The sequence below is a fragment of the Pseudomonas sp. efr-133-TYG-23 genome (genome assembly GCF_030209215.1).
Taxonomy (GTDB): Bacteria; Pseudomonadota; Gammaproteobacteria; order Pseudomonadales; family Pseudomonadaceae; genus Aquipseudomonas; species Aquipseudomonas rhodesiae.
In genome coordinates this window covers 78,343-102,461 of sequence record NZ_JARVSL010000002.1, presented here as the reverse complement: position 1 = coordinate 102,461, position 24,119 = coordinate 78,343, and the positions used below count along the sequence as shown (strand labels likewise).

The window sequence follows — 24,119 nt, the reverse complement described above, 5'->3', positions numbered from 1 at the left end:
AAGCCGCCACTTTGTAGATCTTTGCAACAATTGCCTGAAAAAGAACTGCGACAAAAAATATCGCGATAGGCAAAAAGCGGGAGGGAGCTTGCTCCCGATAACGAGGTAACAGTCAACGTAAATGCCGACTGTTATCCCGCTATCGGGGGCAAGCCCCCTCCCACCCTTTGATCGAGCTTTGCCAAATTATCATTCAATCTGGAACCCATCCCATGTGTGAGGGGGCCTGCCCCTCACACATTGGGTCGTGCAACCTAGCGCACACCATCCTGACGCAGGGCCGCCGGGGTGAATTCGCTAGTGGAGGCGGTGAAGCCGAAATCGTAGGCCTGTTTCTCTTCGTTCTTCATGCCCAGCGCCAGGTAGCGGCCGGACTGCAGGTCGTAGAGGGTTTCCAGGGCGTACCACGGCACTTGCTTGTCGTAGTAGTTCTCGGCATGGGCTTCGGCGACGCGCCACAGTTGGCCACGGCCGTCGTAGTGGTCGATCACCGCCGCTTGCCAGGTGTCTTCGTCGATGTAGAAGTCACGCTTGGCGTAGATGTGGCGCTGGCCTTCCTTCAAGGTGGCGACCACATGCCAGACGCGGCGCAGCTCGTAACGCGCCAGGTCCTGGTTGATGTGACCGGCCTTGATGATGTCGGCGTACTTGAGCTTCGGATCGTCGATCTTGTAGCTGTTGGAGGCGATGTAGATTTCTTTCTTGCCCTCCAGCTTCCAGTCATAGCGATCCGGCGCGCCGTTGTACATGTCGAGGTTGTCGGAGGTACGCAGACCGTCGGCAGCGGTGCCCGGGCCGTCATAGGACACTTGCGGCGCCCGGCGCACACGGCGCTGGCCGGCGTTGTAGACCCATGCCGAACGCGGCTCCTTCACCTGGTCCAGGGTTTCGTGCACCAGCAGCACACCACCGGCCAGGCGTGCCGGCGCGGTCACTTGCTGCTTGAAGTAGAACAGCACGTTGCCCGGGTTCTTCGGATCGAAGTCCTTCATTTTGTCGCGAAACACGAACTGGTCGCGGAAGTACACCAGGCTGTAGGAACCATTGGTTTGCGGGGTAGCCTGGGTAACCAGACGCGTCACGCTGCCGCCGCGATAGCGGGTGATGTGGTTCCAGATCACCTCGACGCCGCTTTTCGGAATCGGGAATGGCACCGCGGTTTCGAAGTTCTCCAGGCCGTTGCCACCGGACACCAGGTTGGTGGTGGTGGCGTTCTTCTTGATCGAGGCAAACACCTCGGCCGGCACGGTAGCGCCACGATGGGTCGGGTAGACCGGCATCTTGAAGGTTTCCGGGTAGCGCTTGAACATCGCGTACTGCCCCGGCGCCAGTTTGTCTTTGTACTGCTCGACATTAGCCGCGGTGATGGTGAACTGCGGCTGCTCATTGGCGTAGGGGTTGGCCAGGAAGCCACGGGCATCCACAGCGCCGGCGTTGGTCGGCATCGGCGACCATTTCGGGATAGTGCCGGCAGCGTTACCGGCCATCTCTGCGCCCATCGGCGTCAGGGTGGTACCCAGCTTGGCAGCTTCATCGGCCGAGACCGCCGCCATGACGTTGCTCGCCAGGATCGACAGCCCCAGCACACCTACGTGCAACAGACTTTTAGTTATTTTCATATTCCGGTCTTCCTGAAATTCAGTGTGCTTAGAAGTTCGCGCCGACGCTCAGGGCGACAAAATCACGGTCATCCACGGTGCTGAACTTGCCGCCGAAGAAGTTGGTGTAGGCCAGGCTTGCGGTGTAGGTGTTCTGGTATTCGGCATCCAGCCCCAGGCTGACCGCTTTGCGACCTTCTTCGAAGTTACCGCCAGGGCCTGGCGAGTAGCCCTTCACGTCGTGGGACCACGCCACGTTAGGCTTGAGGTTCACACCGGCGAACACATCCGGGTATTCCCAGATGGCGCGAGCGCGATAGCCCCAGGAGGTGGCGGTGGTGAAGCCATCGTTGTTGCAGTTGGTGTTCAAGCCTGAGGCGTTGGGCAAGCCAGCGCCATTGGCGGTGGACAGGTTAAGCCTGTCGCAGAAGCCACCTGGCAAGGTGCCAGGGCCGAATACCGGGTCACGGCCATAACGGGCTTGGGACTTGCTTTCCAGGCCGCCCACGTGGGTCACACCGATTTCACCGACGGTGGTCAAGCGACTCGCGCCCATCACTTGGTCGAAGAAGTGCGTGAACGTGGTCTGGAACTGGGTCACTTCCTTGCGGTTGTAACCGTGCAGGTCCTGACCTGGGGTGCCTTTGAGTACGGACGCGTTGCCAAAGCCTGGGATCGGCGTCACGCCGGCGAAGAGGATATCGGTGGTGCTCAACTGCACCGGTGCGTTGGGACGGTAGCTCAGTTCACCACTCCATGCGGTGCCTGTCGGCAACGTGGTGGAGAAGCTCAAACCGTAGAGGCGGATATCTTCCGGGTACTCGACAAAGTAATTGGAGTTACCGGCCACGACCAGTGGGCGCAAGGCGCCAAGCGGTCCCAGAGGACGGGTGTAGGCCGACGACGGCGCACCCTGCGCACTGAAAATCGGCGCACGGCTGTGGTAGTTCATGAAGTACGCGCCGAACTCGGTATCCAGCGGTTCGAAGTTGTAATGCATCGCCACGCCGAACTGTCCGCTGTCGCGAGCATCACGGTCGGGGCCACGACGGACCAGTACGCCTTCGTTGTTTACGTCCACACCCAAGGCAGTCAAGGTCGGCAAGGCTGCGCCCGGGATGGTCGAACGCTTATTCAGCACCCGCAGGTTATTGCTGCAACCATCGGAAATCACATCCGGCTGCGAGAAGAACGTACCGCAGTTATCAGTAACGGTCTGGTCCCATTCCAGCTGGTAAAACGCTTCGGCCGAGAGGTTATCGGTCAGGGTTTGCGACACGTAGAACATGTTGACCGGAATCAGGCCTTCCTTGATCTCGGCACCCGGACGACGGAACGCAGACACATCGATCGGGTTGATAGAGTTGATGCCGCCGCCGATAAAGGTGCTTTCGCCCCAGCTCACTACCTGCTTACCGAAGCGCACGCTGCCCGGCTGATCGGCAATCGCATAGTTGTGATAAACGAAGGCGTCGAGAATCTGCCCGCCGGAAGACTTGGCGCCTTCCTTGCGATTGTTGTCGCTGATGTCCTTGAACTCACGGCTTTCATCCTTGAGTTCGAAGTCGTACCAGTATTTGCCCCGCACGAATACGCCGGTGTCGCCGTACTTCAGCTCCAGGTCGTGGATACCCTTGAAGATCTTGGAGAAGGTCTCGCCGCGCTTGAAGTTCAGGTGGCCGTCATCGGACGTCTGGGACAAGCCCCGACCGCCGTTGTTGGCGCCGATCAAGTCCTTGTTGGGCTTGGCTGTCGACCAGCTCGCCCCCACGGAAAGCGACGAGTCAAAATTCCCTTCGATTTCACCGATATTGAAGCTGACGCCGAATGCGGGCCCGGCGAGCGTAGAGGCGAGGCTGACGGCCAGAGGCAATTTTGCCCGGCGCCAGAACTGGTTTACTGAGGTCATCGACGCTACTCCATGTGCATTATTGTTATGGCAGTGAGTTCTAGATGATGCGTGTAACAGCCGGAATACAACGATTCCAATGCTGCCTGGCAACTGAACCTCCGTGGCCCGAAGCGGTGCATCCTTGAAAAACTCTGAGTGGGACTATAGCCAGCAGGGGGTACGGCTTGATCCCTCTAAAGTGTGATTTGCATCACCGAGCCGTCTGCCACAGTCCTTTCGCCATGTCGGCGGGGGCCGACGCGGGAAGGATGGCTGAAAATCGGCAAATCACAAGTGAAGGCGCGAGATAGAGCATCGCCGTGCCACAGGGGCACGGCAAATCAGCTCAGAGGGTGGACAGGAACGTGCTGTTGTTGGCCTGCCATTCGATGATGTCAATGCGGATACGCTTCTTGTCGAGCTTACCGACACTGGTCTTGGGAATTTCCGTAACAACGGCGATCTGACTCGGAATCGCCCACTTGCTCAAATGGCCCAGTTCCACGAACGGTTTGAGGTGTTCCTTCAGCTCGCGGGCGCCAATTGCATGGCCTTCGCGCACCACCACCAAGGCAAACGGGCGCTCGCCCCACTGCGGGTCGGCGATGCCCACCACCGCTACTTCGCGTACCGCCGGGTGACGGCTGACCAGGTCTTCGAGGGCCAGGGACGAGACCCACTCACCGCCGGTCTTGATCACATCCTTGATGCGGTCGCGGATATCGATCACACCAAAGGCGTCCAGCGTGGCCACATCCCCGGTGTGCATCCAGCCGCCCGCCCACAACTCGGCGCCCTTTTGCGGCTCCTTGAAATACCCCTCGGTCAGCCACGGCGCGCGCAGCACAAGCTCGCCCTGGGATTCGCCATCGGCCGGCAGGAAACGACCCTCGGCGTCAATGATCGCCGCCTCCACCAACGGCCCCGGCACGCCAGCCTTGATGCGGTAGGTAATGCGCTCGTCTTCGCTGCCGGCCAGCAGTTCTTCGTTGAGGTGCGCACAGGACACCAGCGGTCCGGTCTCGGACATGCCGTACGCAGCGGTGAGTTGAATCCCACGAGCCTTGGAAGCTTCATACAGCGAACGATTCAGCGCACTGCCACCGATGACGATTTTCCAACCGGCAAAATCCACCCCCTGAGCGGCCTTGGCGTTGAGTACCATCTGCAGGATGGTCGGCACGCAATGGGAGAACGTGACCTTTTCCTTGCGCCACAGCTCCACCAGCAATTCCGGGTCGTAGCGGCCAGGGTAGACCTGCTTGAGACCGAGCATGGTAGCCACATACGGCAAACCCCAGGCATGCACGTGAAACATCGGCGTGATCGGCATGTACACGTCGTTGGTGCCCAGCAATCGCACGCTATCGACGCTGCCCATGATGGTCGCCACGCCAATGGTATGCAGCACCAGCTGGCGATGGGTGAAGTACACGCCCTTAGGGTTACCGGTGGTGCCGGTGGTATAGAACGTGGTGGCGACCGAGTGTTCGTCGAAATCCTGGAAGTCGTACTGGGGGCTGGCGGCGGCCAGCAGGGTTTCATACTCGCCCACCAGGTCAGGCAGATCGGCGGTTTTGGCTTCTCCGTCGGTGAGCAGCAGGGTCTTGTCCACGGTGGTGAGCTGCCCGGCGATGGCTTGATAGAGCCCGACAAACTCACTGTTGACCAGCACGAAGCGGTCTTCGGCGTGGTTCATGGTGTACAGGATCTGTTCCGGCGACAGGCGCACGTTGATGGTGTGGATCACCGCGCCGATCATCGGGATGGCGAACATGCATTCCAGATAGCGATGGCTGTCCCAATCCATCACCGCCACCGTGTCACCGGCCTTCACACCGGCCTCGGTCAACACATTGGCCAGGCGCGCGACGCGTTCGATCAAGGTGGGGTAGGTGTAACGCAATTTGTCACGGTAGACGATTTCCCGGGTCTTCTCGTAACGGGTGCCGGACATCAGCAGGCGCTTGATCAACAGTGGGTATTGGTACGCACCTTCGGCGGGCGGGATAACACGGGTCTGCAACATACGAATCCCTTTTATGACTGCACGGTCTTGGCTTGAAGACCTGCACTGTAGAGACGTTATGTGTGCGCTAAATCAGCCAAAGGAATGATTTGCAGACCTCAGCAAATGCTAGCTTTGCGCCAGCATTTGCACCGATTACTGGCCATGCGCACCGGGTGGGCCAATGTTATTTCATGCTGGTAAACGCCAGCTTCACACCTATGGCAATCAATACCGCGCCCATGGTCCGGTCGAACCAATGCCCCATCCGCGCAAACCCGGCGCGCACGCGTTGCTGGCTGAACAGCATCGCCACCAGGCAGAACCACAGCGCCGTCGCCACCGCCAGGTAGACGCCGTAGCCGGCCTGCACCGCCAACGGCGTGTGTGGATTGATCACCACGGTGAACAACGAGAGGAAGAACAACGTGGCCTTAGGGTTCAAGCCATTGGTCACGAAACCGGCGGTGAAAGCGCCGCGCGGGGTGCGTTCACCGGCTTCGCGGTGCAGCTCGCCCTCGGCGGCGGGTTTGGCCGGCTGGGCGCGCAGGGCTTTGAAGCCGATGTACAACAGGTAAGCAGCCGCGGCCCACTTGAGGGCGTTGAACAGCACGATGGACTGGGACACGATCAGCCCAATACCCAGCAACGAATAGCCCACATGCAGGAAAATCGCCGAACCCACGCCCAGCGCGGTCCAGGTGCCGGCGCGGCGGCCGTGGGTCACGCTCTCGCGCACGACCACGGCGAAGTCCGGTCCGGGACTGGCCACCGCCAACAAGTGAATCAAGGCTACGGTCAAAAACTCGGCGAGGTACATGCTCACTCCATTAAGTAACTGATTATTTCATCTGATAGGCTCGGCAGATTACGCCTTCGAACTCTGTCGCAAAAGGTACAGTTGATGACTGACAATCGCCACGCCGTCTTCCTTGATCACCCTTCCCTGGACTTGGGGGACCTCGACCTCAGCCAATTGCGAGACAGCTTCACAGAGTTGCAGCTGTTTTCGGACACGACGCCGCAAAATGTGTTGGAACGCCTGCTAGGTGCCCAAGTGGCCATCAGCAACAAGATCGTGCTCAACGCGCAAACCCTGGCGGCTTGCCCCGATCTCAGACTGATCCTGGTGTCGGCCACCGGTACCAACAACATTGATCTGGCCGCCGCCCGCGCCCAGGGCATCACGGTGAGCAACTGCCAGGGCTACGGCACGCCATCGGTGGCGCAGCACACGATGATGCTGCTGCTCAACCTGGCGACGCGGCTGAAGGACTATCGGCAGGATGTAGCCGCCGGCAAATGGCAACAGGCCAAGCAATTCTGCCTGCTGGATCATCCGATCATCGAATTGGAGGGCAAAACCCTCGGCCTGCTGGGCCACGGTGAATTGGGCAGCGCCGTGGCGCGTCTGGCCGAAGCCTTTGGCATGCGCGTGGTGCTGGGCGCGATTCCGGGGCGCCCTGCCCGGGCCGACCGCGTGCCGTTGGATGAACTGCTGCCCCAGGTCGACGCGCTGACCTTGCACTGCCCGCTCAACGAGCACACCCGCCATTTGATCGGCGCCCGCGAACTGGCGCTGCTCAAGCCCGGCGCGCTGGTGGTCAATACCGCGCGTGGCGGCTTGATCGATGAGCAAGCCCTGGCCCATGCGTTGCGCAGCGGCCATCTGGGCGGCGCGGCTACCGATGTGTTGAGCGTGGAGCCGCCGGTCGACGGTAATCCGCTGCTGGCCGATGATATTCCGCGCTTGATCGTCACCCCACACAATGCCTGGGGCAGCCGCGAGGCGCGCCAGCGTATCGTCGGTCAACTGGTGGAAAACGCCCGTGGCTTTTTCAGCGGCGCCCCGCTGCGGGTTGTGAGTTGATAAACTGCGCCCCTTTTCAAGGAGCAGACCATGGATCCGCGCAGTGAAGTACTGCTTCGCCAGGCCGAACTTTTTCAAGGCAACCTGCTATTGGTGGGGTTGCCCGCCGACGACTTGCTGGGGCGCCTGCCCAATGCCCACGGCTGGTGCTGGCATGCCGGCGACCAGGCGGCGCTGGACGCCCGTTTCCCCGAGCGCAGCCAGTTCGGCGTCAGCGTGCCGCAGCGTGCGTTCGACGCGGCGGTAATCTTTCTGCCCAAATCCAAGGACCTGACCGACTACCTGCTCAAGGCCGTGGCCGCACGCCTTCCCGGCGCCGAGCTGTTCCTGGTGGGCGAAAAAAAAGCCGGTATCGAAAGCGCCGCCAAGCAAATGATCCCCTTGGGCAAACCACGCAAGCTCGACAACGCTCGGCATTGTCAGCTGTGGCAAGTCACCGTGGCCAATGCCCCGCAGGCGGTGGCGTTGGAGAGCCTGGCACAGACCTTCGACGTACCGCTGGCCGAAGGGCCGTTGAAGGTGGTGAGCCTGCCGGGCGTGTTCAGCCACGGTCGCCTGGATCGCGGCACCGAGTTGTTGCTGGCGCATCTGGATAAACTGCCGAGCGGTCACCTGCTGGACTTTGGCTGTGGGGCTGGCGTATTGGGAGCCGCAATCAAACGTCGCTACCCGCACAACACCGTCACTTTGCTCGACGTGGACGCCTTCGCCGCCGCCAGCAGCCGCCTGACCCTGGCCGCCAACGGCCTGGAAGCCGAGGTGTTGACCGGTGATGGCATCGACGCCGCGCCGATGGGATTGAATGCGATTCTGAGCAATCCACCGTTCCATGTTGGCGTGCACACTGACTATTTCGCCACCGAGAACTTGCTGCGAAAAGCGGCCAAACATCTGGCAAAAGGCGGCGAACTGCGCTTGGTGGCCAATAGCTTCCTGAAGTACCAGCCGCTGATCGAAGAGCATCTGGGCGTGTGTGCGATCAAGGCTGAAGGCAACGGTTTTCGTATCTACCGCGCCAAGCGCGGCTGATCGAGGTTTAGAAAAGAACGCTTGCCGAATGGAATTTGCCTAGGCAGAATCCGCTCCGTCCTAGGGGAGTAGTCTCCCACGAGCACCACGCTCGTCCGGCATACGTCAACATACTTGGTCAGCAGACCATGGCGTATGCGACCCAGGAGTCCGCACAGACGGACCGGGGTTTGACAAGACCTATGACACGCACACCTTACCCGGGGCGGGAAGGCTGTACGTGTCATAGCCGTGTCGACCCGCCCCTGGAAACCTACCTGATGCTGGATTCATTGCTCGTTCCCACCGCAATCGTTGCCTTGGCCGAAATCGGCGACAAGACGCAACTGCTCGCCCTCATCCTGGCCGCCCGCTTTCGCAAACCCTGGCCAATCATCGCCGGTATCGTCGCCGCCACCCTGGCCAACCACGCCGCCGCCGGTGCCGTGGGCGCCTGGTTCGGCAGTTTCTTCTCGGATGCGGTGCTGCACTGGATCCTCGCGGCCAGCTTCTGCGCCACCGCGCTGTGGACCTTGGTGCCGGACAAACTCGACGACGACGAAGCCAGCACCACGCGCAAGTTCGGGCCTTTCCTGACCACGCTGATTGCGTTTTTCCTCGCGGAAATCGGTGACAAGACGCAGATCGCCACGGTGATGCTCGCCGCGCAATATCCGGAACTGTGGCTGGTGATTATCGGTACCACTCTGGGCATGCTGATTGCCAACGTGCCGGTGGTATTGGCGGGGAATTTCGCCGCAGAGAAACTGCCGCTGACGTTGATTCGCCGACTGGCCGCCTCAGCGTTTTTCATCCTGGCGATCGTGGCGGTGTACAAAGCCATGCAGAGCAGTGGCTGGATCTAAGAGTCTCAGCCTGCAAACCCAATTCAACGTGGGAGGGGGGCAAACCCTCTCCCACCGTTGGATCGTCACAGGGTCAAGATTTTTTGGCCTGCTGATAGAGCGGCATGACCTTTGGAATGGCCGCCTGCAGCGAGGCGATGCGGCTGTCGGACGCCGGGTGCGTGCTCATGAACTCCGGCGGCGCGCCCTCGGACGCCTTGGCCATCTTGTTCCACAGCGTGATCGCGGCGTTCGGGTTGTAGCCGGCCCGGGCAGACAGTTCCAGGCCGATCAGGTCCGCTTCGTTTTCATTGCTGCGGCTGTTGGGCAAGGTCATGCCGTAGTTGGCTACAGTGTCGGCCAGCGCCAGGCTGTCCTGACCCAGGCCAAACAGCGCACCGGCGCCCTGCTTGGCCATTTCGATGCCGTAAGCCTTGGACATGGCTTCGCGGCCATGCTCACGCAGGGCATGGGCGATTTCATGGCCCATTACCGCAGCCAATTCGTCATCGGTGAGCTTGAGGTTGTCGATCAGCGCGCTGTACACGAAGATCTTGCCGCCAGGCCCGCAGTTGGCGTTCATCTCATCGCTTTTGATCAGGTTTACTTCCCAGTTCCACTGCGCCGCATCCGCACGGAAGGTCGGTGCCTGGGCGATCAGACGCTTGGCAATGGCCTGCACCCGCTTGGCGTTGGCACTGGTTTTATCCACCAAGCCTTTGCCGCTGGCCTCACCCAGGGTCTGCTGGTAGGACTGGGCATACATTTGGTCGACTTCCTGGCTCGACAGCATGCTGAACATGTACTGCTTGCGCTCTACCCCAACGGCGCCGCCGCTGGTGGTGTTGACCGATTGACACCCGGCCAGCAGGACCGCTGCCGCCAATACACTTACCGCCAGTGATTTCTTCATCAATACACTCTCCCTGAAAAGACGCCCTGAAAACATGGCGCGTATCGTAGGCGTTCAACTGTATCGACGCCAGATACACCAGACGTGTAACCGCTGAATTTCGGATACATCTCACACCTCCCGCTGCGGCGGCGGCTGTCCCGTTTGCGACAAACGGCCGGCTTTTGCCCGCCCACCGCTCATGACCTGCACGCCCCCGGCCGATAGAACGGGCAGCCCATCTCTTCTGCGCGTGGAGTGCTCATGAAATTCAAGTCGATTCAGTTTTCGGTCGCCGCATTGGCCGGGGCCATTGTGCTGACCGTGGTCGCGGTGCTGGTGCTCTACGCGTTGTTCGCCGGCGCGCGCACCCAAGAGATGGTCCAGCAACGCACTCAGGCGCAGTTCGAGCAGATCATCGAGCAGCGCCTGACGTCCCTGGCGCAAACCCAGGCCACCCAGATCCAGCGTGAGCTGGAGGCGCCACTGGTGACCGCCAAAGGTTTGGCCACCGCCAACGCCCTGATTGCGATGAAAGACGCCAAGGGCGAGCCCGCGCTGCAGATCGGCCGTGAGCAATTGATCAATCTGCTGCGTGAAAGTGTGGTGCGCAACCCAAAAATCCTCGGCGCCTACATCGGCTGGGAACCTAACGCAATCGATCATAACGACGCCGCCTACGTGAACAGCCCCATCGTCGGCATGGGCGCCGACGGCCGCTTTATCCCGTGGTGGTATCGCAACGCGGACGGCAGCCTGGGCCTGGATAAGCTCGCCGACGTGGCCGACCAGAAAATGCTCTCCACCGGCGTGCGCGCCAGCGAGTACTACCTGTGCTCCAAGGAAAACCAGAAGCCCTGCGCCATCGACCCCGCCCCGTATAAAGTCGGCGACGTCATGGTGATGCTGGCCTCGTTCATCGAGCCGATCATGGTCGATGGCAAGTTCCAGGGCATTGTGGGGGCCGATCTGTCGGTGAACTTCATTCAGGACATGCTCACCAGTGCCGACCAGAAGCTCTATAACGGCGCCGGCGAACTGGCGCTGATCTCCAGCAACGGCCGCCTGGTGGCCTACACCAAAGACGCCAGCAAACTCGGCGAAAAGGCCAGCGACCTGCTCGACGCCAGCGAACTGGCCAACCTCAAGCAGCTCAAACCCGGCGAAGTGCGCTACAACATCGACCGCGAGCACGGCCATATCGAGTTGTTCCTGCCCTTCGGCATCGGCCAGACCGACGCACGCTGGACCTTGATGATGCAATTGCCATTGGCGGCGGTGATGGCCGACTCGCAGAAACTGCAAAGCGACCTGCAAGCCCAGCGCAAAACCGATACCGTCGGCATGGCGATCGCCGGCCTGGTGGTGGCCGGGCTCGGCCTGCTGGTGATCTGGCTGGTTGGCCATGGGATCGCCCGCCCGCTCAAACAGATGGTGGCCATGCTCAATGACATCGCCCAAGGCGAAGGAGACCTGACACGCCGCCTGACCAGCGACCGAGCCGACGAGTTGGGCGCAATCGCCAGCGGGTTCAACACCTTCCTGATCAAATTGCAGGGCATGATTACCCAGGTGGTGAGCTCGGTGCAGAAGGTCAGCGATTCGTCGGAGCACACCGCCGATATTGCGATCCGCACCAACCAGGGCGTGCATAAGCAGATGGTGGAAATCGACCAGGTCGCCACTGCCGTGCATGAGATGACCGCCACTGCCCAGGACGTGGCGCGCAATGCCACCCAGGCCGCGCAAGCCGCCAGCCACGCCGATCAGGCCGCGAGTCAGGGCATGCGCATTGTGCGCGACACCTCGGCCTCCATCGGTGTGCTGGCCGAGGAAATCGGCAAAGCGGTGGCGGTGGTGCAAACGCTGGCCAAGGACAGTGAAAACATCAACGCGATCCTGACTGCCATTCGCGGGATTGCCGAACAGACCAACCTGCTGGCGCTGAACGCTGCCATCGAAGCCGCGCGCGCCGGCGAACAAGGTCGCGGGTTTGCCGTGGTCGCCGACGAAGTGCGCAACCTGGCGCAAAAAACCCAGCAGGCCACCGAAGAAATCCAGGCCATGATCCAGCAGTTGCAACAAGGCACACGGGACGTGGTACGGGTGATGGAAGAAAGTCAGAACCGCACCGACGAAAGCGTACAACACGCGGCCAAGGCGGCTGAAGCGCTGGAGACTATTACTCAGGCAGTGTCGGTGATCAACGACATGAACACTCAGATTGCCAGTGCGGCCGAGGAGCAGAGCGCAGTGGCCGAGGACATCAATCGCAACGTGATTAATATCGGCCAGGTGGCCAATGAAGTGGCGGGCGGCGCGGACGAATCCAGCGCGGCCAGTGCGGACTTGACCAAGCTGGCGGAGCAGCAGCGGCGGCTGATCAATCAGTTCAAGGTGTAGGGCGCGCCGACAGGCTCACGCCGGGGTCAGGCACTCCGGCCCATTGAGCTTGGGATCGTTGACCAGGTTGGCCAGGACCCGCTCGCGCAACGCGCTCGGTTCACTGGCCAGCAATGCCTGCAACGCCGGCAGCGGTGTGTCGGGGTTGAGCCAGGCCGCTTGCCCTGCCGCATCCAGGATCAACGGCCGACGCTGACTTTGCGCGGCCTGCGTCACCACCGCCGTGCTCAGCCACACCTGTTCCTGCACGGGGTAGGCTTCCCAGATTGCGGCAAAAAACAACGAGGAGCCCTCCCCCGGCGTCAGCCAGTACGGGCGTTTGCGCTGGGTTCCGCGCCATTCGTAGAAACCGTTGGCTGGCAAAAGGCAGCGGCGCTGGCGAAACGCTTCGCGAAACATCGGTTGCTCGGCCAGGGTTTCGGCGCGGGCATGGGCCGGGGTGCGGGACAGGTCGGTGAGCCAGGGCGGCGTCAGCCCCCAGCGAGCGCGGGCCAGGGTGAGCTGCTCGCCTTCCAGGCGCTGGATCAGCACCGAATCGTTCGGCGAAATGTTCCACTGCGCCTGCTGATCGGCCGGAAAGCCCGGCAAGGCCGCGAAGGTGGGGTTCCAGCGAAACAGGGCATAACGTCCACACATGGGGCAACACGACTCTTGGATAAACCGGCCGACAGCCTAACAGACCAGCACGTCGGGGAAGCTGTCGGGTTCATCGCCGGGCAGCGGTTGCGCGCCGACATAGGCAGTGATCAGCTCGCGGGCGTCGAGTGCGCGGTCGTTGTCCACTTCCAGGCCAAGCAGGCCGAAGATCGGCAATTCGCCGGTGCCGCCGAGCAAATGGCGGCCCATCAGGTGCGCCTCGATACCCTCGCTGGCGAGCATCTGCTGCAGCAGCTCGCCTTCCATCAGGTTTTCCGGTTCGTAGACTCGCTGCATAGGCGTACCTGTTATTCGTTCTCGCTGCGGGTGTCGAGCATCCACTCGTCGCCATGCACCTGCAGATTGAAAATGATCGGTCTGCAACACACCTGGCAGTCTTCAATGTAAATCTGGTCACCGCCAGACAAATCCACCGATGTTTCAACCGACTCGCCACAATAAGGACAATCGTACAGCGCAGTTTCCAGCATCGCAGTCTCCCAGGTGACTTGTGCGTATAATCGCCGGTCTATTTACAGGGTTATACCCCGGCTGAGCCAATGACTCGGGCCGTACCCTGGTATTTCTTCTACTTACCCTAGCCGTTTCTAACAAGAGAGCATGATGGGCGAATTCGATACCATCCGACCTTACAACGACAGCGAAGTCCCGGCGGTGCTGGCGCGGCTGTTCAGTGACAAGGCCTTTCTGGACATCCTGACCCACTTCCGCTTCCCCCGCTTCGCCGGCACCCTTGGCTGGCTGCTCAAGCCCATGATCGCCCGCAAATTGCGCCGCGAATTCGCCGGCGTCACCACCGTGGCGACGCTGCAGGACAAAGTCGAGTATTACGTCGACCACACCATCGACCGGGCGACCGACGGCGTCACCTACACCGGGGTCGAGCAGCTCAAATCGGGCACCGCCTACCTGTTTCTGGCCAACCATCGCGATATTGTGATGGACCCGGCCTTCGTCAACTACGCCGTGTACCACGCCGGCCTGCCGACGCCGCGCATCGCCATCGGCGACAACCTGCTGCAAAAGCCGTTCGTCAGCGACCTGATGCGCCTGAACAAGAGCTTCATCGTGCACCGCTCGATCACCGGGCGGAAGGAAAAGATGGCGGCGTTCAACCTGCTGTCGGCCTACATCAACCATTCGATCCTCAATGACGGCCAATCGATCTGGATCGCCCAGGCCGAAGGCCGCGCCAAGGACGGCGACGATCGCACCGAATCGGCGATCCTCAAGATGTTCCACGTCAGCCGCAAGGACGAACCGTTCGCCGAAGTGATCCAGTCGCTAAACCTGACGCCGGTGTCCATCAGCTACGAATACGACCCCTGCGATGCGGCCAAAGCGCGCGAACTGTATATCCGCGCCACCACCGGCACCTACACCAAGGCACCGGGCGAGGACGACGTGAGCATTGCCCTGGGCATCACCGGCTACAAGGGCCGGGTGCATATCAACTTCGCCCCGCCGATTACCGAGCGCTTCGAAGACACCAAGGTGCTGGCGGTGGAAATGGACCGGCAGATTCTCGGCGGCTACCGTTTGTTTCCGGTGCACTACCTGGCTTATGCCCAATGGAGTGACGCCGACCCGCAATTGCAGGTGCCCAAGGCCGAGGAGCTGTTCCCCGCCGATGAGTTGGCCAAGGCGAAGGCCGAGTGGGAGCGGCGCTTAAGCGAATGCCCGGCGGAACACCGGCCATTCCTGGTGGTGCAATATGCAACGCCGGTGCGCAATCAGTATCGGGTCAAGGCTGGAATCCCGCTGTAAACATCGGGCAAAAAATGGGCGGCCTGCACCTCCCACGGTTGTTTTGCGGTGTTTTAAAGGTGAGTGCTGACCCACGAGGTCAGCAGTGCCAGCCCCAGACAGGCGAACCCGATGCGATAAGCCACACGATGCGCCCGTACAAGGCGCACATCCAGAAACAGCATCGGCTGATCGATTGCGCGTTCTTCGCTTTGAGCGGCGAGCTTGGTCAAGGCGCGCTGCTCGCGCAGGCGGGTGACATACAGCAGCGCGGCGCCTGGGCAGGCAATTGCCAGCGCGACAGTGTTAATCAATAGTGCGGGCAGTGCCATCGCAAACCTCGGTAAAACGGTGCCTGGGTAACAGTTTGGATACAACCGCACGCGCACCTCCCCTGCCGCGCGTGAACGGTCCCACCCCATGGACGGCTAATCTATCCAGTAATTTACGGCGTCACCTGAACGTCACCTTAACAGTCCACTCTGTGGCCCTTCGGACGTTCGGGAGCTTGTCATGCTGCATGCACAAAACCAGGATCGGCTGTATCTGATCGCTCAAAGCGATGAACAGGAGGCGCTGATCGACGGCTTGGCGTTCAACGTTCAAGACCGCCATTGGCTGGTGTACTGCGCCCTGGGCGGGCATCCCCATGCGGACTTGCCGGAAACCGATCTGCTGACCGGGATCAGCCTGCTGGACTTCTGTATCGATACGGCGGCATGAAACCGGAGACGTAAAAAAACCGGGCCCTTGCGAGCCCGGTTTTTTGTGGTGCGCTTATTGCGAGCTGAGCAACTGGCCGATGCTCGGGTCCTTGAACAGACGGGTCAAGGCATCGCTCAGGACGTCGCTGACCAGCTTGGTGTTGGTCTCCTGGTTCGGCGACATGCCAAAGCGCTGGTTCAGGGATGCGGCGTAGCGGCCGCTGTAGCGACGGGTGCCGGCGTTGACGTCGGACTTGAAGGTCGCGCCGATGGACGCCTCGGTCACATACAAACCTTCCTTGGGCGACTGGTATTTCAGCTCAGCCAGGGTGACCGTCAACTGCGGCACGCCCGGCGAGTTGGAGGGGGTAAAGCCCAGCAGACGCACGGCCGCCTCGGCTTGGGCCTGCAGCTTGGGCAGCACATCCTGGGCGTTGACCGAAATCAGCGCAGTCTCCGGATACAGGCCCCCACGGGAACCCAAGGTCGGCGAGGGACGGCCATCCACCACCCGCACCGACACCGGCTGACCATGACCCACCGGGGCCAACTGCGTGGTGAGTTTCGGTTGCGGGCTGAGTTGTTGCGGGCTGTTGGCGCAGCCAACCAGGGACAACGTGGTCACAGTGATCAAACCGAACAACAGGCGTTGCAACATGCGCTTCTCTCCAGAAATCAGGTACCGACAGGCCGGCAGTATAACGGGGCGTCATCCCAGGGAACCAGCATCAGTTACAACCTATGACTCACGGCACTGTGCGCGGTTCGCTGTCACCGATGTGTCACAGCCGATACATCGCCGCGTCATCCCGCATCGGCATGCTTGGCCTCATTCACAGGAGGTTGATCGCCATGCAATATCTCTGGTCGTTGTTTACTCGCAAGCCCGCGCTTCGTCAGTTTGCCTTGCTCGATTCCCAGGGCCGCTGCCAAGCCTTCAAAGAATGCAGCCAGCCGCCGGTGGGCCAAGGCTGGGTGGAAATCGAAGAAATCCGCCTGAGCTGGATGCATCGACCGCTGCCGGCCCGGGCCCGTGTCAGCCCACGCGCGACACGGTCATCGCGCCACCCAGTGTTGGCCGCCTGACCAAACGCCTAATAAAAGTCATAAAACACGCCCATTTCCCTGACGTTCTTCGCTACAATCTCCCCCCGATTATAAGGACGTCTCCTGATCGGGCCTCGCAGCATCGTTAATGCCTCGGTATTAACCCCCAAGAATCGCCCACAGAGAGCCGCCCACACAGATCGAGTGAAGCCGGCGCGCTTGCTGTTCCTTTGCAAACCACCCGCCTTTACCGAATCTGCCAGAGCTGCCATTGCGCTCGGCCACTTGAGTTGTTTGCCCGTTTTGCTGCCTATCGGCAGAGGTTTACGGGCCAGGTGCCAGGCTGGGGCAGCCCTTTTTTGAGGTTCACGTCTTCAAAAGAGCGTGAAAAAACGGGTTTTCACAACTTCACAAGAGTGTGGCGAGCAAATGAATAGTTTGGCGTTTGTACAAGCACCATCAGCGTCTGGAACAGCCCAACCGCACAGGACCGAGCACTCATCAACCACTGGAGCTTGAGCCTGTCCGCTACGGATTGATTGCACGCATCGCACGCTTTGACCATAAGTCGAATTGCCACAGCCGCCCATGAATGCGTTCATAGGCAGATCAGGCCAGGCAGCAAGCGTGTGCTGAGTTGCAAAGAATTGCGAAACGGACATGGCGATCCTGGCCATGGGTAACCTGGGGCAATACGTGAACCGCCCCGTCACTCCTGGCAGCCATGCCGTCAATTTGGTGCTGCAGATTTTGGAGACGCGTTAAATGGCGCATAACGAAGCAGTCGATGTAGTACTGGTAGGGGCCGGCATCATGAGTGCCACCCTGGCCGTACTACTCAAAGAGCTCGACCCCGGCCTCAAGCTGGAAGTCGTTGAGCTGATGGACTCGGGTGCCGCGGAAAGTTCCAACCCATGGAACAACGCCGGTACCGGTCACGCCGGCCTGTGTGAGCTGAATTACACACCTCAGGCCGCCGATGGCTCCATCGACATCAAGAAAGCCGTGCACATCAACACCCAGTTTGAGGTGTCGAAGCAGTTCTGGGCGTACTTGACCAAAAAGGGCACCTTTGGCTCGTCCAGATCCTTCATCAGCCCTGTACCGCACCTGAGCTTCGTGCAAGGCGACAAAGGCGTGGAGTTCCTCAAGAAGCGCTTTGAGACCCTGAGCCAGCACCACGCGTTTTCGGACATGCACTACACCGAAGACCGCAGCGAGATGGCCGAATGGATGCCACTGATGATGCCGGGCCGCCCGCTCGACGAAAAAATCGCCGCCACCCGTGTCATGAACGGCACCGACGTCAACTTTGGCGCCCTGACCAATCAACTGCTCAACCACCTGACCAGCTCGGCCGACGCCCAGGTCAAGTATTGCAAGCGCGTCACCGGCCTCAAGCGCAACGGCGCCGGCTGGACCGTGAGCATCAAGGACGTCAACAGCGGCAACAGCCGTGAAGTGGATGCCAAGTTCGTGTTCCTTGGTGCCGGCGGCGCGGCCCTGCCGCTGTTGCAAGCCTCGGGCATCGAAGAAAGCAAAGGTTTCGGCGGTTTCCCGGTCAGTGGCCAGTGGCTGCGCTGCGATAACCCTGAAGTGGTCAAGCATCACCAGGCCAAGGTCTACAGCCAGGCCGCCGTGGGTTCGCCGCCAATGTCGGTGCCGCACCTGGATACCCGCGTGGTAGATGGCAAGAAATCTCTGCTGTTCGGGCCTTATGCCGGGTTCACCACCAAGTTCCTCAAGCACGGTTCGTTCCTCGACCTGCCGCTGTCGGTTCGCGCCGGCAACATCGGCCCGATGCTTGCCGTGGCTCGCGACAACATGGACCTGACCAAGTACCTGGTCAGCGAAGTGATGCAGTCCATGGAACAGCGCCTGGAATCCCTGCGCCGCTTCTACCCGGAAGCGAAAGCAGAGGACTGGCGCCTGGAAGTGGCCGGTCAGCGGGTGCAGATCATCAAGAAAGACCCGAAGAAAGGCGGCGTGCTGCAATTCGGTACCGAGCTGGTCGCAGCCAAGGACGGGTCGCTGGCGGCCCTGCTGGGCGCCTCGCCAGGCGCTTCGGTGACCGTCTCGATCATGCTGGAACTGATCGAGCGCTGCTTCCCGGACAAGGCCAGTGGGGAGTGGGCGGCTAAGCTGCATGAAATCTTCCCGGCGCGGGAAAAAGTGCTGGAGACCGATGCCGAGCTGTATCGCAAGATCAACGCCCAGAACAACATCAGCCTGCAATTGGTTGAGCAGAACAACGAGGCCGAGAGCTTCGCCTAAGGCCTTGCTGCAATAAAAAACGCCCCGCTCTCACGAGGAGAACGGGGCGTTTTTTTGCCTGGAATAATCAGCCGCGGGCGTTGTCGATCAGCTCGATGTATTCGGCGGCGTTACGCTGGTCTTTGATCAGGTCGACGAAGGTCTGGCCGTGCTCATCCTTGCCATCCAGGTCCAAGCCGGCGGCCTTGAAAAAGCCCAGGAAGCGCTCGAAGTCGTCGATGCGCAGGCCACGGTAAGCCTTGATCAGTTTGTGCAGGGACGGTGAAGTCGCGTCGACTGGCTCGAAGTCCAGGAACAACTTGATCTGATCGTCGCCGATCTCGTCGCCAATCACCTGTTTCTTATCTTTACGCATTACCGACTCCAGCCTGCAGACATTTACACGGGGCTTGAAGTCTACCTGCGGGGCACGGGCTTGTGTAGGCGCCGGCCTATCTGGACTTGAGCGTGCCGGTATGCAAATCCGCCCAGATATGACCGTTGGCATAACTGAGGAACTGCACATACAAAGTGTCATTGCGCAGCAGATCGACGATTACACGGTATTGAGCCACCGGGTACGACAAGGTCAGCGTGCGGGTTTTCTCGTCGAATACCGGCTTTTTCAGGCTTTTGCTTTCGGCATCGAAGTTGAGCATCACTTGGGCGATGGTCGCGCCTTTGTTCAGGGGCTTGCCCTTGAGGCGGATCATCAGCGGTGACGTAACCGGGATCGGCTGTTGATTGGACTGACGCTGATTGCCCACCACCACCGCGTACTCGGTGACCTGCAGCAATTGCTGCTGATCAGGAGCTTCGGCACGCAGGGCAAGGTCATCCGGCGGCAGGAATTGGCCGTGCATCGGCGCGGGCGCTGCGGCCAAGGGCAAACTGAAGAACAACGCCAGCATGGCGCAACTGCGTATCAACCGGCTCATGAGCCACTCCACGGCAAGGGGCCCAGCACTGTAGCTCAATCGAACTGCGCTAGCATCCAGCGTTGATACGCCGCCACGCCGGCGTCGCCTTCGCGCGGTGCCCACTCGGCCAGTTCGCCCTCGCCAACCGGCCGATAAGGCCCTGCCTTGCATTCGAACATCACCGTATCGGGCTGCAGCACCACCAGGCCATGGAACACGCCCGGCGGCAGATCGACGCCGGCGCACTCGCCGCCAGCCTGCATCACGCGCTTGGCGATTACCTCGCCGCGGTCATTGAACACCAGCAGGCCCAGACGGCCCTTGAGCACGAGCAAGGTTTCGGCCTTGTCCGCACTGAGGTGGCGATGAGGGGGCACGTAGGTGCTCGGTTGCAGGCCCACTGCCATGCGATGACACGGCTCGTCCATCGCATGGAAATTGTGATGATGCCGCCCACGGGTGCTGGCGTTCGCTTTCTCGGCCAGCTCGGTAAACAGTGTCTGATCCAGAAAGCGCGCCACGTATCACATCCCTTTGACGGCGTAGATGCCATTGGCGTTGCGCCAGTAACCCTTGTAATCCATGCCGTAACCGAAGATGTAACGGTCGATGCACGGCAGACCGACGAAATCGGCTTTCAGCTCAGGGCGAGCCTTGCGGTCGTGGTCTTTGTCGATCAGCACGGCAGTGTGCACTTTGCGTGCGCCGGCGTGTTTGCAGAAGTCGATGATTGCGCCCAGGGTGTGACCTTCATCGAGGATGTCGTCGATGATCAGCACGTCACGGTCAATAAACGAGACTTCCGGCTTGGCCTTCCAGAACAGGTCGCCGCCGCTGGTTTCATTGCGATAGCGGGTGGCGTGCAGGTAAGACGCTTCCAGCGGGAATTGCAGGTGAGTCAATAATTTGCCGGCGAAGATCAGACCACCGTTCATCACACAGAACACCACCGGGTTGGTATCGGCCATTTCGCGAGTGATGTGGGCGCCGACCTTGGCGATCGCTTCTTCGACTTGCGCTTCGGTGTACAGGCAGTCAGCCTCGCGCATGATTTGACGGATATGCTCGAGATCAGCGGACATGGCGCTCTCCAAGGGGTGCTGTGGCAAGAAAAGCGGGCGAAGGTACGCTTCTCATGCGCTCCGGGCAAGCCTTTATGGACTAACGTGCTACATGTCTATAGGACAACACCCTCGGATAGATTAATCTAGGCCGGTTTTTTTGCCCGCCGCCGGAGCCTTTCCCATGCCCACTCGCGAGATCCGCCACCCGCTGATCCGACACAAACTCGGCCTTATGCGCCGCGCCGACATCAGCACGAAGAACTTCCGTGAGCTTGCTCAGGAAGTCGGAGCGCTGCTCACATACGAAGCCACCAAGGATTTACCCCTGGAGAATTATGAGATTCCCGGTTGGGCCGGTCCTGTCCAGGTCGAGAAAATCGCCGGTAAGAAAATCACCGTGGTGCCGATCCTGCGCGCCGGCATTGGCATGCTCGAAGGCGTACTCAGCCTGATCCCGGGCGCCAAGGTCAGCGCCGTGGGCGTGGCCCGTAATGAAGAGACACTGCAAGCCCACACTTACCTGGAAAAACTCGTTCCGGAAATCGACGAGCGCCTGGCAATGATCATCGACCCGATGCTCGCCACCGGCAGCTCCATGGTCGCCACCATCGACCTGCTGAAGAAGGCCGGGTGCAAGGACATCCGCGCCATGGTGCTGGTAGCCGCGCCGGAGGGCATCGCCGCCGTCGAGAGCGCCCACCCGGACGTGCAGATCTACACCGCCTCCATCGATGAACGCTTGAACGAACACGGCTACATCATCCCAGGCCTGGGCGATGCCGGTGACAAGATCTTCGGCACCAAGCAGAAGGACGCGTGAGCATGCAGGATGAATTCAACGACCCGCTTTGGCGCCAGATCCTGTCTGGCGCACAAATGCTCTTCGTGGCATTTGGCGCGCTGGTGTTGATGCCGCTGATCACAGGTCTTGATCCAAACGTTGCGCTGTTCACCGCAGGTCTAGGCACCTTGCTGTTCCAAGTGGTGACCGGGCGTCAGGTGCCGGTATTCCTGGCTTCGAGCTTCGCCTTCATCACCCCGATCATCCTCGCCAAGGGCCAGTTCGGCCTCGCGGCGACCATGGGCGGCGTGATGGCGGCCGGTTTCGTTTATACGTTCCTGGGCCTGGCGGTGAAGATCAAGGGCACCGGCTTTATCGACCGCTTGCTGCCGCCGGTGGTGATAGGCCCGGTGATCATTTCCATCGGCCTGGCCATGGCGCCAATTGCCGCCAACATGGCCATGGGCAAGTCCGGCGACGGTGCCGAGCTGATTCATTACCAGACGGCGATGATGATCTCGATGCCGGCGCTGCTGACCACGCTGATCGTGGCGGTATTCGGCAAAGGCATTTTCCGCCTGGTGCCGATTATCTCCGGCGTGCTGGTGGGCTTTGCCATGTCGTTCTACTTTGGAGTGGTCGACACGGCCAAGATCGCGGCCGCTCCGTGGTTCGCCCTGCCCCACTTCACCGCGCCGGAATTCAACTGGCAGGCGATCCTGTTTATCGTCCCGGTGGCCCTGGCCCCGGCGATCGAACACATCGGTGGTGTGATTGCGGTGGGCAGCGTGACCGGGCGCGACTACCTGAAAAAACCTGGCCTGCATCGCACCTTGCTGGGTGACGGCATCGCTACCACGGCCGCCGGCCTGTTTGGCGGCCCGCCGAACACCACTTACGCCGAAGTGACTGGCGCGGTGATGCTGACCAAGAACTACAACCCGAAAATCATGACCTGGGCGGCTATCTTTGCCATCAGCCTGGCGTTTATCGGCAAATTCGGCGCGCTGCTGCAAAGCATTCCAGTGCCGGTGATGGGCGGAATTCTATGCCTGTTGTTCGGTTCGATTGCTGCTGTGGGGATGAACACGTTGATTCGCCATAAGATCGACCTGGGCGAAGCGCGCAATCTGGTGATTGTGTCGGTGACCTTGGTGTTCGGCATTGGCGGCGTGCTGGTGGGAACCGGCACCGGCCCGGATGATTTCGGTCTCAAGGGCATCGCCCTGTGCGCCGTGGTAGCGATCGGGTTGAACCTGCTGCTGCCGGGCAATGATAGCTGGAAGAACAAGAAGCCAGATGAGCCATTGATCTGACTGCCAAAGCACCAGCTAATGTGGGAGGGGGTTGCCCCCTCCCACATTTGATTTCACTGAGTGTTAGAGGTCGCCCAAGCCATCGATCAACGCCTGATTCTGCTCCGGCGTACCAATGCTGATCCGCAGGAACTGGGCAATCCGCTCCTGCTTGAAGTGCCGCACGATCACGCCTTGCTCGCGCAACTTCGCCGCCAGACCAGCCGCGTCGTGCCGTGGGTGGCGGGCAAAGATAAAGTTGGCCGCCGACGGCAACACCTCAAAACCCTTATCTTCCAACTGCGCGACCAACTGGTTGCGGCTGTCGATCACCTGTCGGCAGGTCTTCTCGAAGTATTCACGGTCCTCGAATGCGGCCGCCGCGCCGACAATCGCCAGGCGATCCAGGGGGTAGGAGTTGAAGCTGTTCTTGACCCGCTCCAGCGCCTCGATCAAGTCCGGGTGGCCCACCGCCAGGCCCACGCGCAAACCGGCCAGTGAGCGCGATTTGGACAGGGTCTGGGTCACCAGCAGGTTCGGGTAGCGGTCCACCAGGCTGATGGCGGTTTCGCCGCCGAAGTCGATATAGGCTTCATCGACCACCACCACCGAATCCGGGCTGGCCTTGAGGATCTGTTCCACGGCGTCCAGCGCCAGGACGCAGCCGGTTGGCGCGTTAGGGTTGGGAAAAATGATCCCGCCGTTAGGCTTGGCGTAGTCTTCCACGCGGATCTGGAACTGCTCGTCCAATGGCACCGGCGCAGACTGGATGCCGTAGAGGCCGCAGTAGACCGGGTAGAAGCTGTAGCTGATATCCGGAAACAGCAGCGGCAGCTCGTGCTGGAACAGGCCGTGGAAAATGTGCGCCAGCACCTCGTCGGAACCGTTGCCGAGGAATACTTTGCTGGCGTCGATCCCGTAATACGTGGCCACCGCCTGCTTGAGCAGGTCGCTGTTGGGGTCCGGATACAGGCGCAAGTTGTCGTTCAACTCGGCTTGCATCGCAGCCAATGCCTTGGGCGATGGACCGTAGGGATTCTCGTTGGTGTTGAGTTTGACCAGTTTGGTCATTTTCGGCTGCTCGCCGGGCACGTAAGGCACGAGGTTCTTGACGAAAGGGCTCCAGAATTTGCTCAT

General features: G+C 60.7%; 25 protein-coding genes, 1 pseudogene and 1 riboswitch. Of the genes and pseudogenes, 11 read left to right on the top strand and 15 right to left on the bottom strand.

Features of this window, described 5'->3' with window-relative positions; translation table 11 throughout:
- Positions 1 to 254 precede the first annotated feature (254 nt).
- From QRN41_RS01175 to QRN41_RS01160, 4 genes are all read right to left on the bottom strand, one after another.
- Positions 255 to 1,619, bottom strand: coding sequence for a DUF1329 domain-containing protein (locus tag QRN41_RS01175; RefSeq protein ID WP_034095949.1), 1,365 nt, complete (start codon positions 1,617 to 1,619; stop codon positions 255 to 257).
- Between the two features lie 28 nt (positions 1,620 to 1,647).
- The gene (locus tag QRN41_RS01170; protein WP_034095948.1) at positions 1,648 to 3,507 is read right to left on the bottom strand and encodes a DUF1302 domain-containing protein; all 1,860 of its coding nucleotides are present in this window, start codon (positions 3,505 to 3,507) and stop codon (positions 1,648 to 1,650) included.
- Positions 3,508 to 3,835: 328 nt separating this feature from the next.
- Positions 3,836 to 5,518 (bottom strand): fatty acid--CoA ligase, encoded by a 1,683-nt coding sequence (locus QRN41_RS01165; protein WP_123480682.1) that lies wholly within the window; start codon positions 5,516 to 5,518, stop codon positions 3,836 to 3,838.
- Positions 5,519 to 5,684: 166 nt separating this feature from the next.
- Entirely contained in the window at positions 5,685 to 6,317 is a 633-nt protein-coding gene (locus QRN41_RS01160) for a LysE family translocator (protein ID WP_034095946.1), read from the bottom strand.
- Positions 6,318 to 6,401: 84 nt separating this feature from the next.
- Between QRN41_RS01160 and QRN41_RS01155 the strand changes: the two genes are divergently transcribed.
- The 3 genes from QRN41_RS01155 to QRN41_RS01145 all read left to right on the top strand — a co-directional run bounded on the left by QRN41_RS01155 (position 6,402) and on the right by QRN41_RS01145 (position 9,241).
- Complete coding sequence (locus QRN41_RS01155; RefSeq protein ID WP_285421078.1) at positions 6,402 to 7,367, top strand: 2-hydroxyacid dehydrogenase; 966 nt, start codon at positions 6,402 to 6,404, stop codon at positions 7,365 to 7,367.
- Between the two features lie 30 nt (positions 7,368 to 7,397).
- Complete coding sequence (locus QRN41_RS01150) at positions 7,398 to 8,396, top strand: methyltransferase (RefSeq protein ID WP_285421077.1); 999 nt, start codon at positions 7,398 to 7,400, stop codon at positions 8,394 to 8,396.
- 50 nt (positions 8,397 to 8,446) lie between these two features.
- A riboswitch (yybP-ykoY riboswitch) is annotated at positions 8,447 to 8,568 on the top strand.
- 88 nt (positions 8,569 to 8,656) lie between these two features.
- On the top strand, positions 8,657 to 9,241 hold the full coding sequence (locus QRN41_RS01145; RefSeq protein ID WP_016978300.1) for a TMEM165/GDT1 family protein: 585 nt from the start codon (positions 8,657 to 8,659) through the stop codon (positions 9,239 to 9,241).
- A gap of 73 nt (positions 9,242 to 9,314) precedes the next feature.
- On the opposite strand, the gene QRN41_RS01140 is transcribed toward QRN41_RS01145, so the two are convergent.
- Positions 9,315 to 10,133: a M48 family metallopeptidase gene (locus QRN41_RS01140; protein WP_034095942.1), complete on the bottom strand. Its 819-nt coding sequence runs from the start codon at positions 10,131 to 10,133 to the stop codon at positions 9,315 to 9,317.
- 243 nt (positions 10,134 to 10,376) lie between these two features.
- Between QRN41_RS01140 and QRN41_RS26200 the strand changes: the two are divergent.
- Positions 10,377 to 11,657: pseudogene (locus QRN41_RS26200) on the top strand (methyl-accepting chemotaxis protein); the annotation flags it as partial.
- Between the two features lie 15 nt (positions 11,658 to 11,672).
- Positions 11,673 to 12,515 carry a methyl-accepting chemotaxis protein gene (locus QRN41_RS26195; protein ID WP_425326820.1) on the top strand — a complete coding sequence of 281 codons (843 nt, stop codon included), beginning with the start codon at positions 11,673 to 11,675 and terminating at the stop codon, positions 12,513 to 12,515.
- A 15-nt stretch (positions 12,516 to 12,530) separates the two neighbouring features.
- Here the strand turns inward: QRN41_RS26195 and QRN41_RS01130 are convergent, their stop codons facing one another.
- The 3 genes from QRN41_RS01130 to QRN41_RS01120 are packed head-to-tail and all read right to left on the bottom strand — an operon-like array spanning position 12,531 to position 13,642.
- Positions 12,531 to 13,151: an SOS response-associated peptidase gene (locus tag QRN41_RS01130; protein ID WP_034095940.1), complete on the bottom strand. Its 621-nt coding sequence runs from the start codon at positions 13,149 to 13,151 to the stop codon at positions 12,531 to 12,533.
- Between the two features lie 36 nt (positions 13,152 to 13,187).
- Entirely contained in the window at positions 13,188 to 13,448 is a 261-nt protein-coding gene (locus QRN41_RS01125) for a putative signal transducing protein (RefSeq protein WP_167417291.1), read from the bottom strand.
- Between the two features lie 11 nt (positions 13,449 to 13,459).
- Positions 13,460 to 13,642, bottom strand: a complete 183-nt coding sequence (locus QRN41_RS01120; RefSeq protein ID WP_034137002.1) for a CPXCG motif-containing cysteine-rich protein — start codon at positions 13,640 to 13,642, stop codon at positions 13,460 to 13,462.
- A gap of 133 nt (positions 13,643 to 13,775) precedes the next feature.
- On the opposite strand from QRN41_RS01120, the gene QRN41_RS01115 reads away from it, so the two are divergent.
- Complete coding sequence (locus QRN41_RS01115; protein WP_173603373.1) at positions 13,776 to 14,939, top strand: 1-acyl-sn-glycerol-3-phosphate acyltransferase; 1,164 nt, start codon at positions 13,776 to 13,778, stop codon at positions 14,937 to 14,939.
- Between the two features lie 53 nt (positions 14,940 to 14,992).
- Here QRN41_RS01115 and QRN41_RS01110 read toward each other — a convergent pair whose 3' ends face one another.
- Positions 14,993 to 15,250 (bottom strand): hypothetical protein, encoded by a 258-nt coding sequence (locus tag QRN41_RS01110; RefSeq protein WP_034137000.1) that lies wholly within the window; start codon positions 15,248 to 15,250, stop codon positions 14,993 to 14,995.
- 181 nt (positions 15,251 to 15,431) lie between these two features.
- Between QRN41_RS01110 and QRN41_RS01105 the strand changes: the two genes are divergently transcribed.
- Entirely contained in the window at positions 15,432 to 15,641 is a 210-nt protein-coding gene (locus QRN41_RS01105) for a hypothetical protein (RefSeq protein WP_034136999.1), read from the top strand.
- 54 nt (positions 15,642 to 15,695) lie between these two features.
- On the opposite strand, the gene QRN41_RS01100 is transcribed toward QRN41_RS01105, so the two are convergent.
- Entirely contained in the window at positions 15,696 to 16,280 is a 585-nt protein-coding gene (locus tag QRN41_RS01100) for a YajG family lipoprotein (RefSeq protein WP_034111785.1), read from the bottom strand.
- 194 nt (positions 16,281 to 16,474) lie between these two features.
- On the opposite strand from QRN41_RS01100, the gene QRN41_RS01095 reads away from it, so the two are divergent.
- The gene (locus tag QRN41_RS01095) at positions 16,475 to 16,708 is read left to right on the top strand and encodes a hypothetical protein (protein ID WP_034095933.1); all 234 of its coding nucleotides are present in this window, start codon (positions 16,475 to 16,477) and stop codon (positions 16,706 to 16,708) included.
- Positions 16,709 to 17,434: 726 nt separating this feature from the next.
- Positions 17,435 to 18,943: a malate dehydrogenase (quinone) gene (mqo, locus tag QRN41_RS01090; RefSeq protein WP_034136998.1), complete on the top strand. Its 1,509-nt coding sequence runs from the start codon at positions 17,435 to 17,437 to the stop codon at positions 18,941 to 18,943.
- Positions 18,944 to 19,010: 67 nt separating this feature from the next.
- On the opposite strand, the gene QRN41_RS01085 is transcribed toward mqo, so the two are convergent.
- The 4 genes from QRN41_RS01085 to QRN41_RS01070 form a co-directional block, all read right to left on the bottom strand.
- Entirely contained in the window at positions 19,011 to 19,298 is a 288-nt protein-coding gene (locus QRN41_RS01085; RefSeq protein ID WP_017845962.1) for a PA4642 family protein, read from the bottom strand.
- Positions 19,299 to 19,374: 76 nt separating this feature from the next.
- Positions 19,375 to 19,860, bottom strand: a complete 486-nt coding sequence (locus QRN41_RS01080; RefSeq protein ID WP_285421076.1) for a hypothetical protein — start codon at positions 19,858 to 19,860, stop codon at positions 19,375 to 19,377.
- Positions 19,861 to 19,895: 35 nt separating this feature from the next.
- Positions 19,896 to 20,363 (bottom strand): WbuC family cupin fold metalloprotein, encoded by a 468-nt coding sequence (locus tag QRN41_RS01075; protein WP_167417294.1) that lies wholly within the window; start codon positions 20,361 to 20,363, stop codon positions 19,896 to 19,898.
- A 3-nt stretch (positions 20,364 to 20,366) separates the two neighbouring features.
- Positions 20,367 to 20,924, bottom strand: a complete 558-nt coding sequence (locus QRN41_RS01070) for a hypoxanthine-guanine phosphoribosyltransferase (protein WP_012722254.1) — start codon at positions 20,922 to 20,924, stop codon at positions 20,367 to 20,369.
- A 163-nt stretch (positions 20,925 to 21,087) separates the two neighbouring features.
- On the opposite strand from QRN41_RS01070, the gene upp reads away from it, so the two are divergent.
- Complete coding sequence (gene upp / locus QRN41_RS01065) at positions 21,088 to 21,726, top strand: uracil phosphoribosyltransferase (protein WP_034095929.1); 639 nt, start codon at positions 21,088 to 21,090, stop codon at positions 21,724 to 21,726.
- A 2-nt stretch (positions 21,727 to 21,728) separates the two neighbouring features.
- Entirely contained in the window at positions 21,729 to 23,003 is a 1,275-nt protein-coding gene (locus QRN41_RS01060) for a uracil-xanthine permease family protein (RefSeq protein WP_167417295.1), read from the top strand.
- 63 nt (positions 23,004 to 23,066) lie between these two features.
- On the opposite strand, the gene hisC is transcribed toward QRN41_RS01060, so the two are convergent.
- A complete protein-coding gene (gene hisC / locus QRN41_RS01055) occupies positions 23,067 to 24,119 on the bottom strand; it encodes a histidinol-phosphate transaminase (protein WP_034136995.1) in 1,053 nt (350 codons plus the stop codon).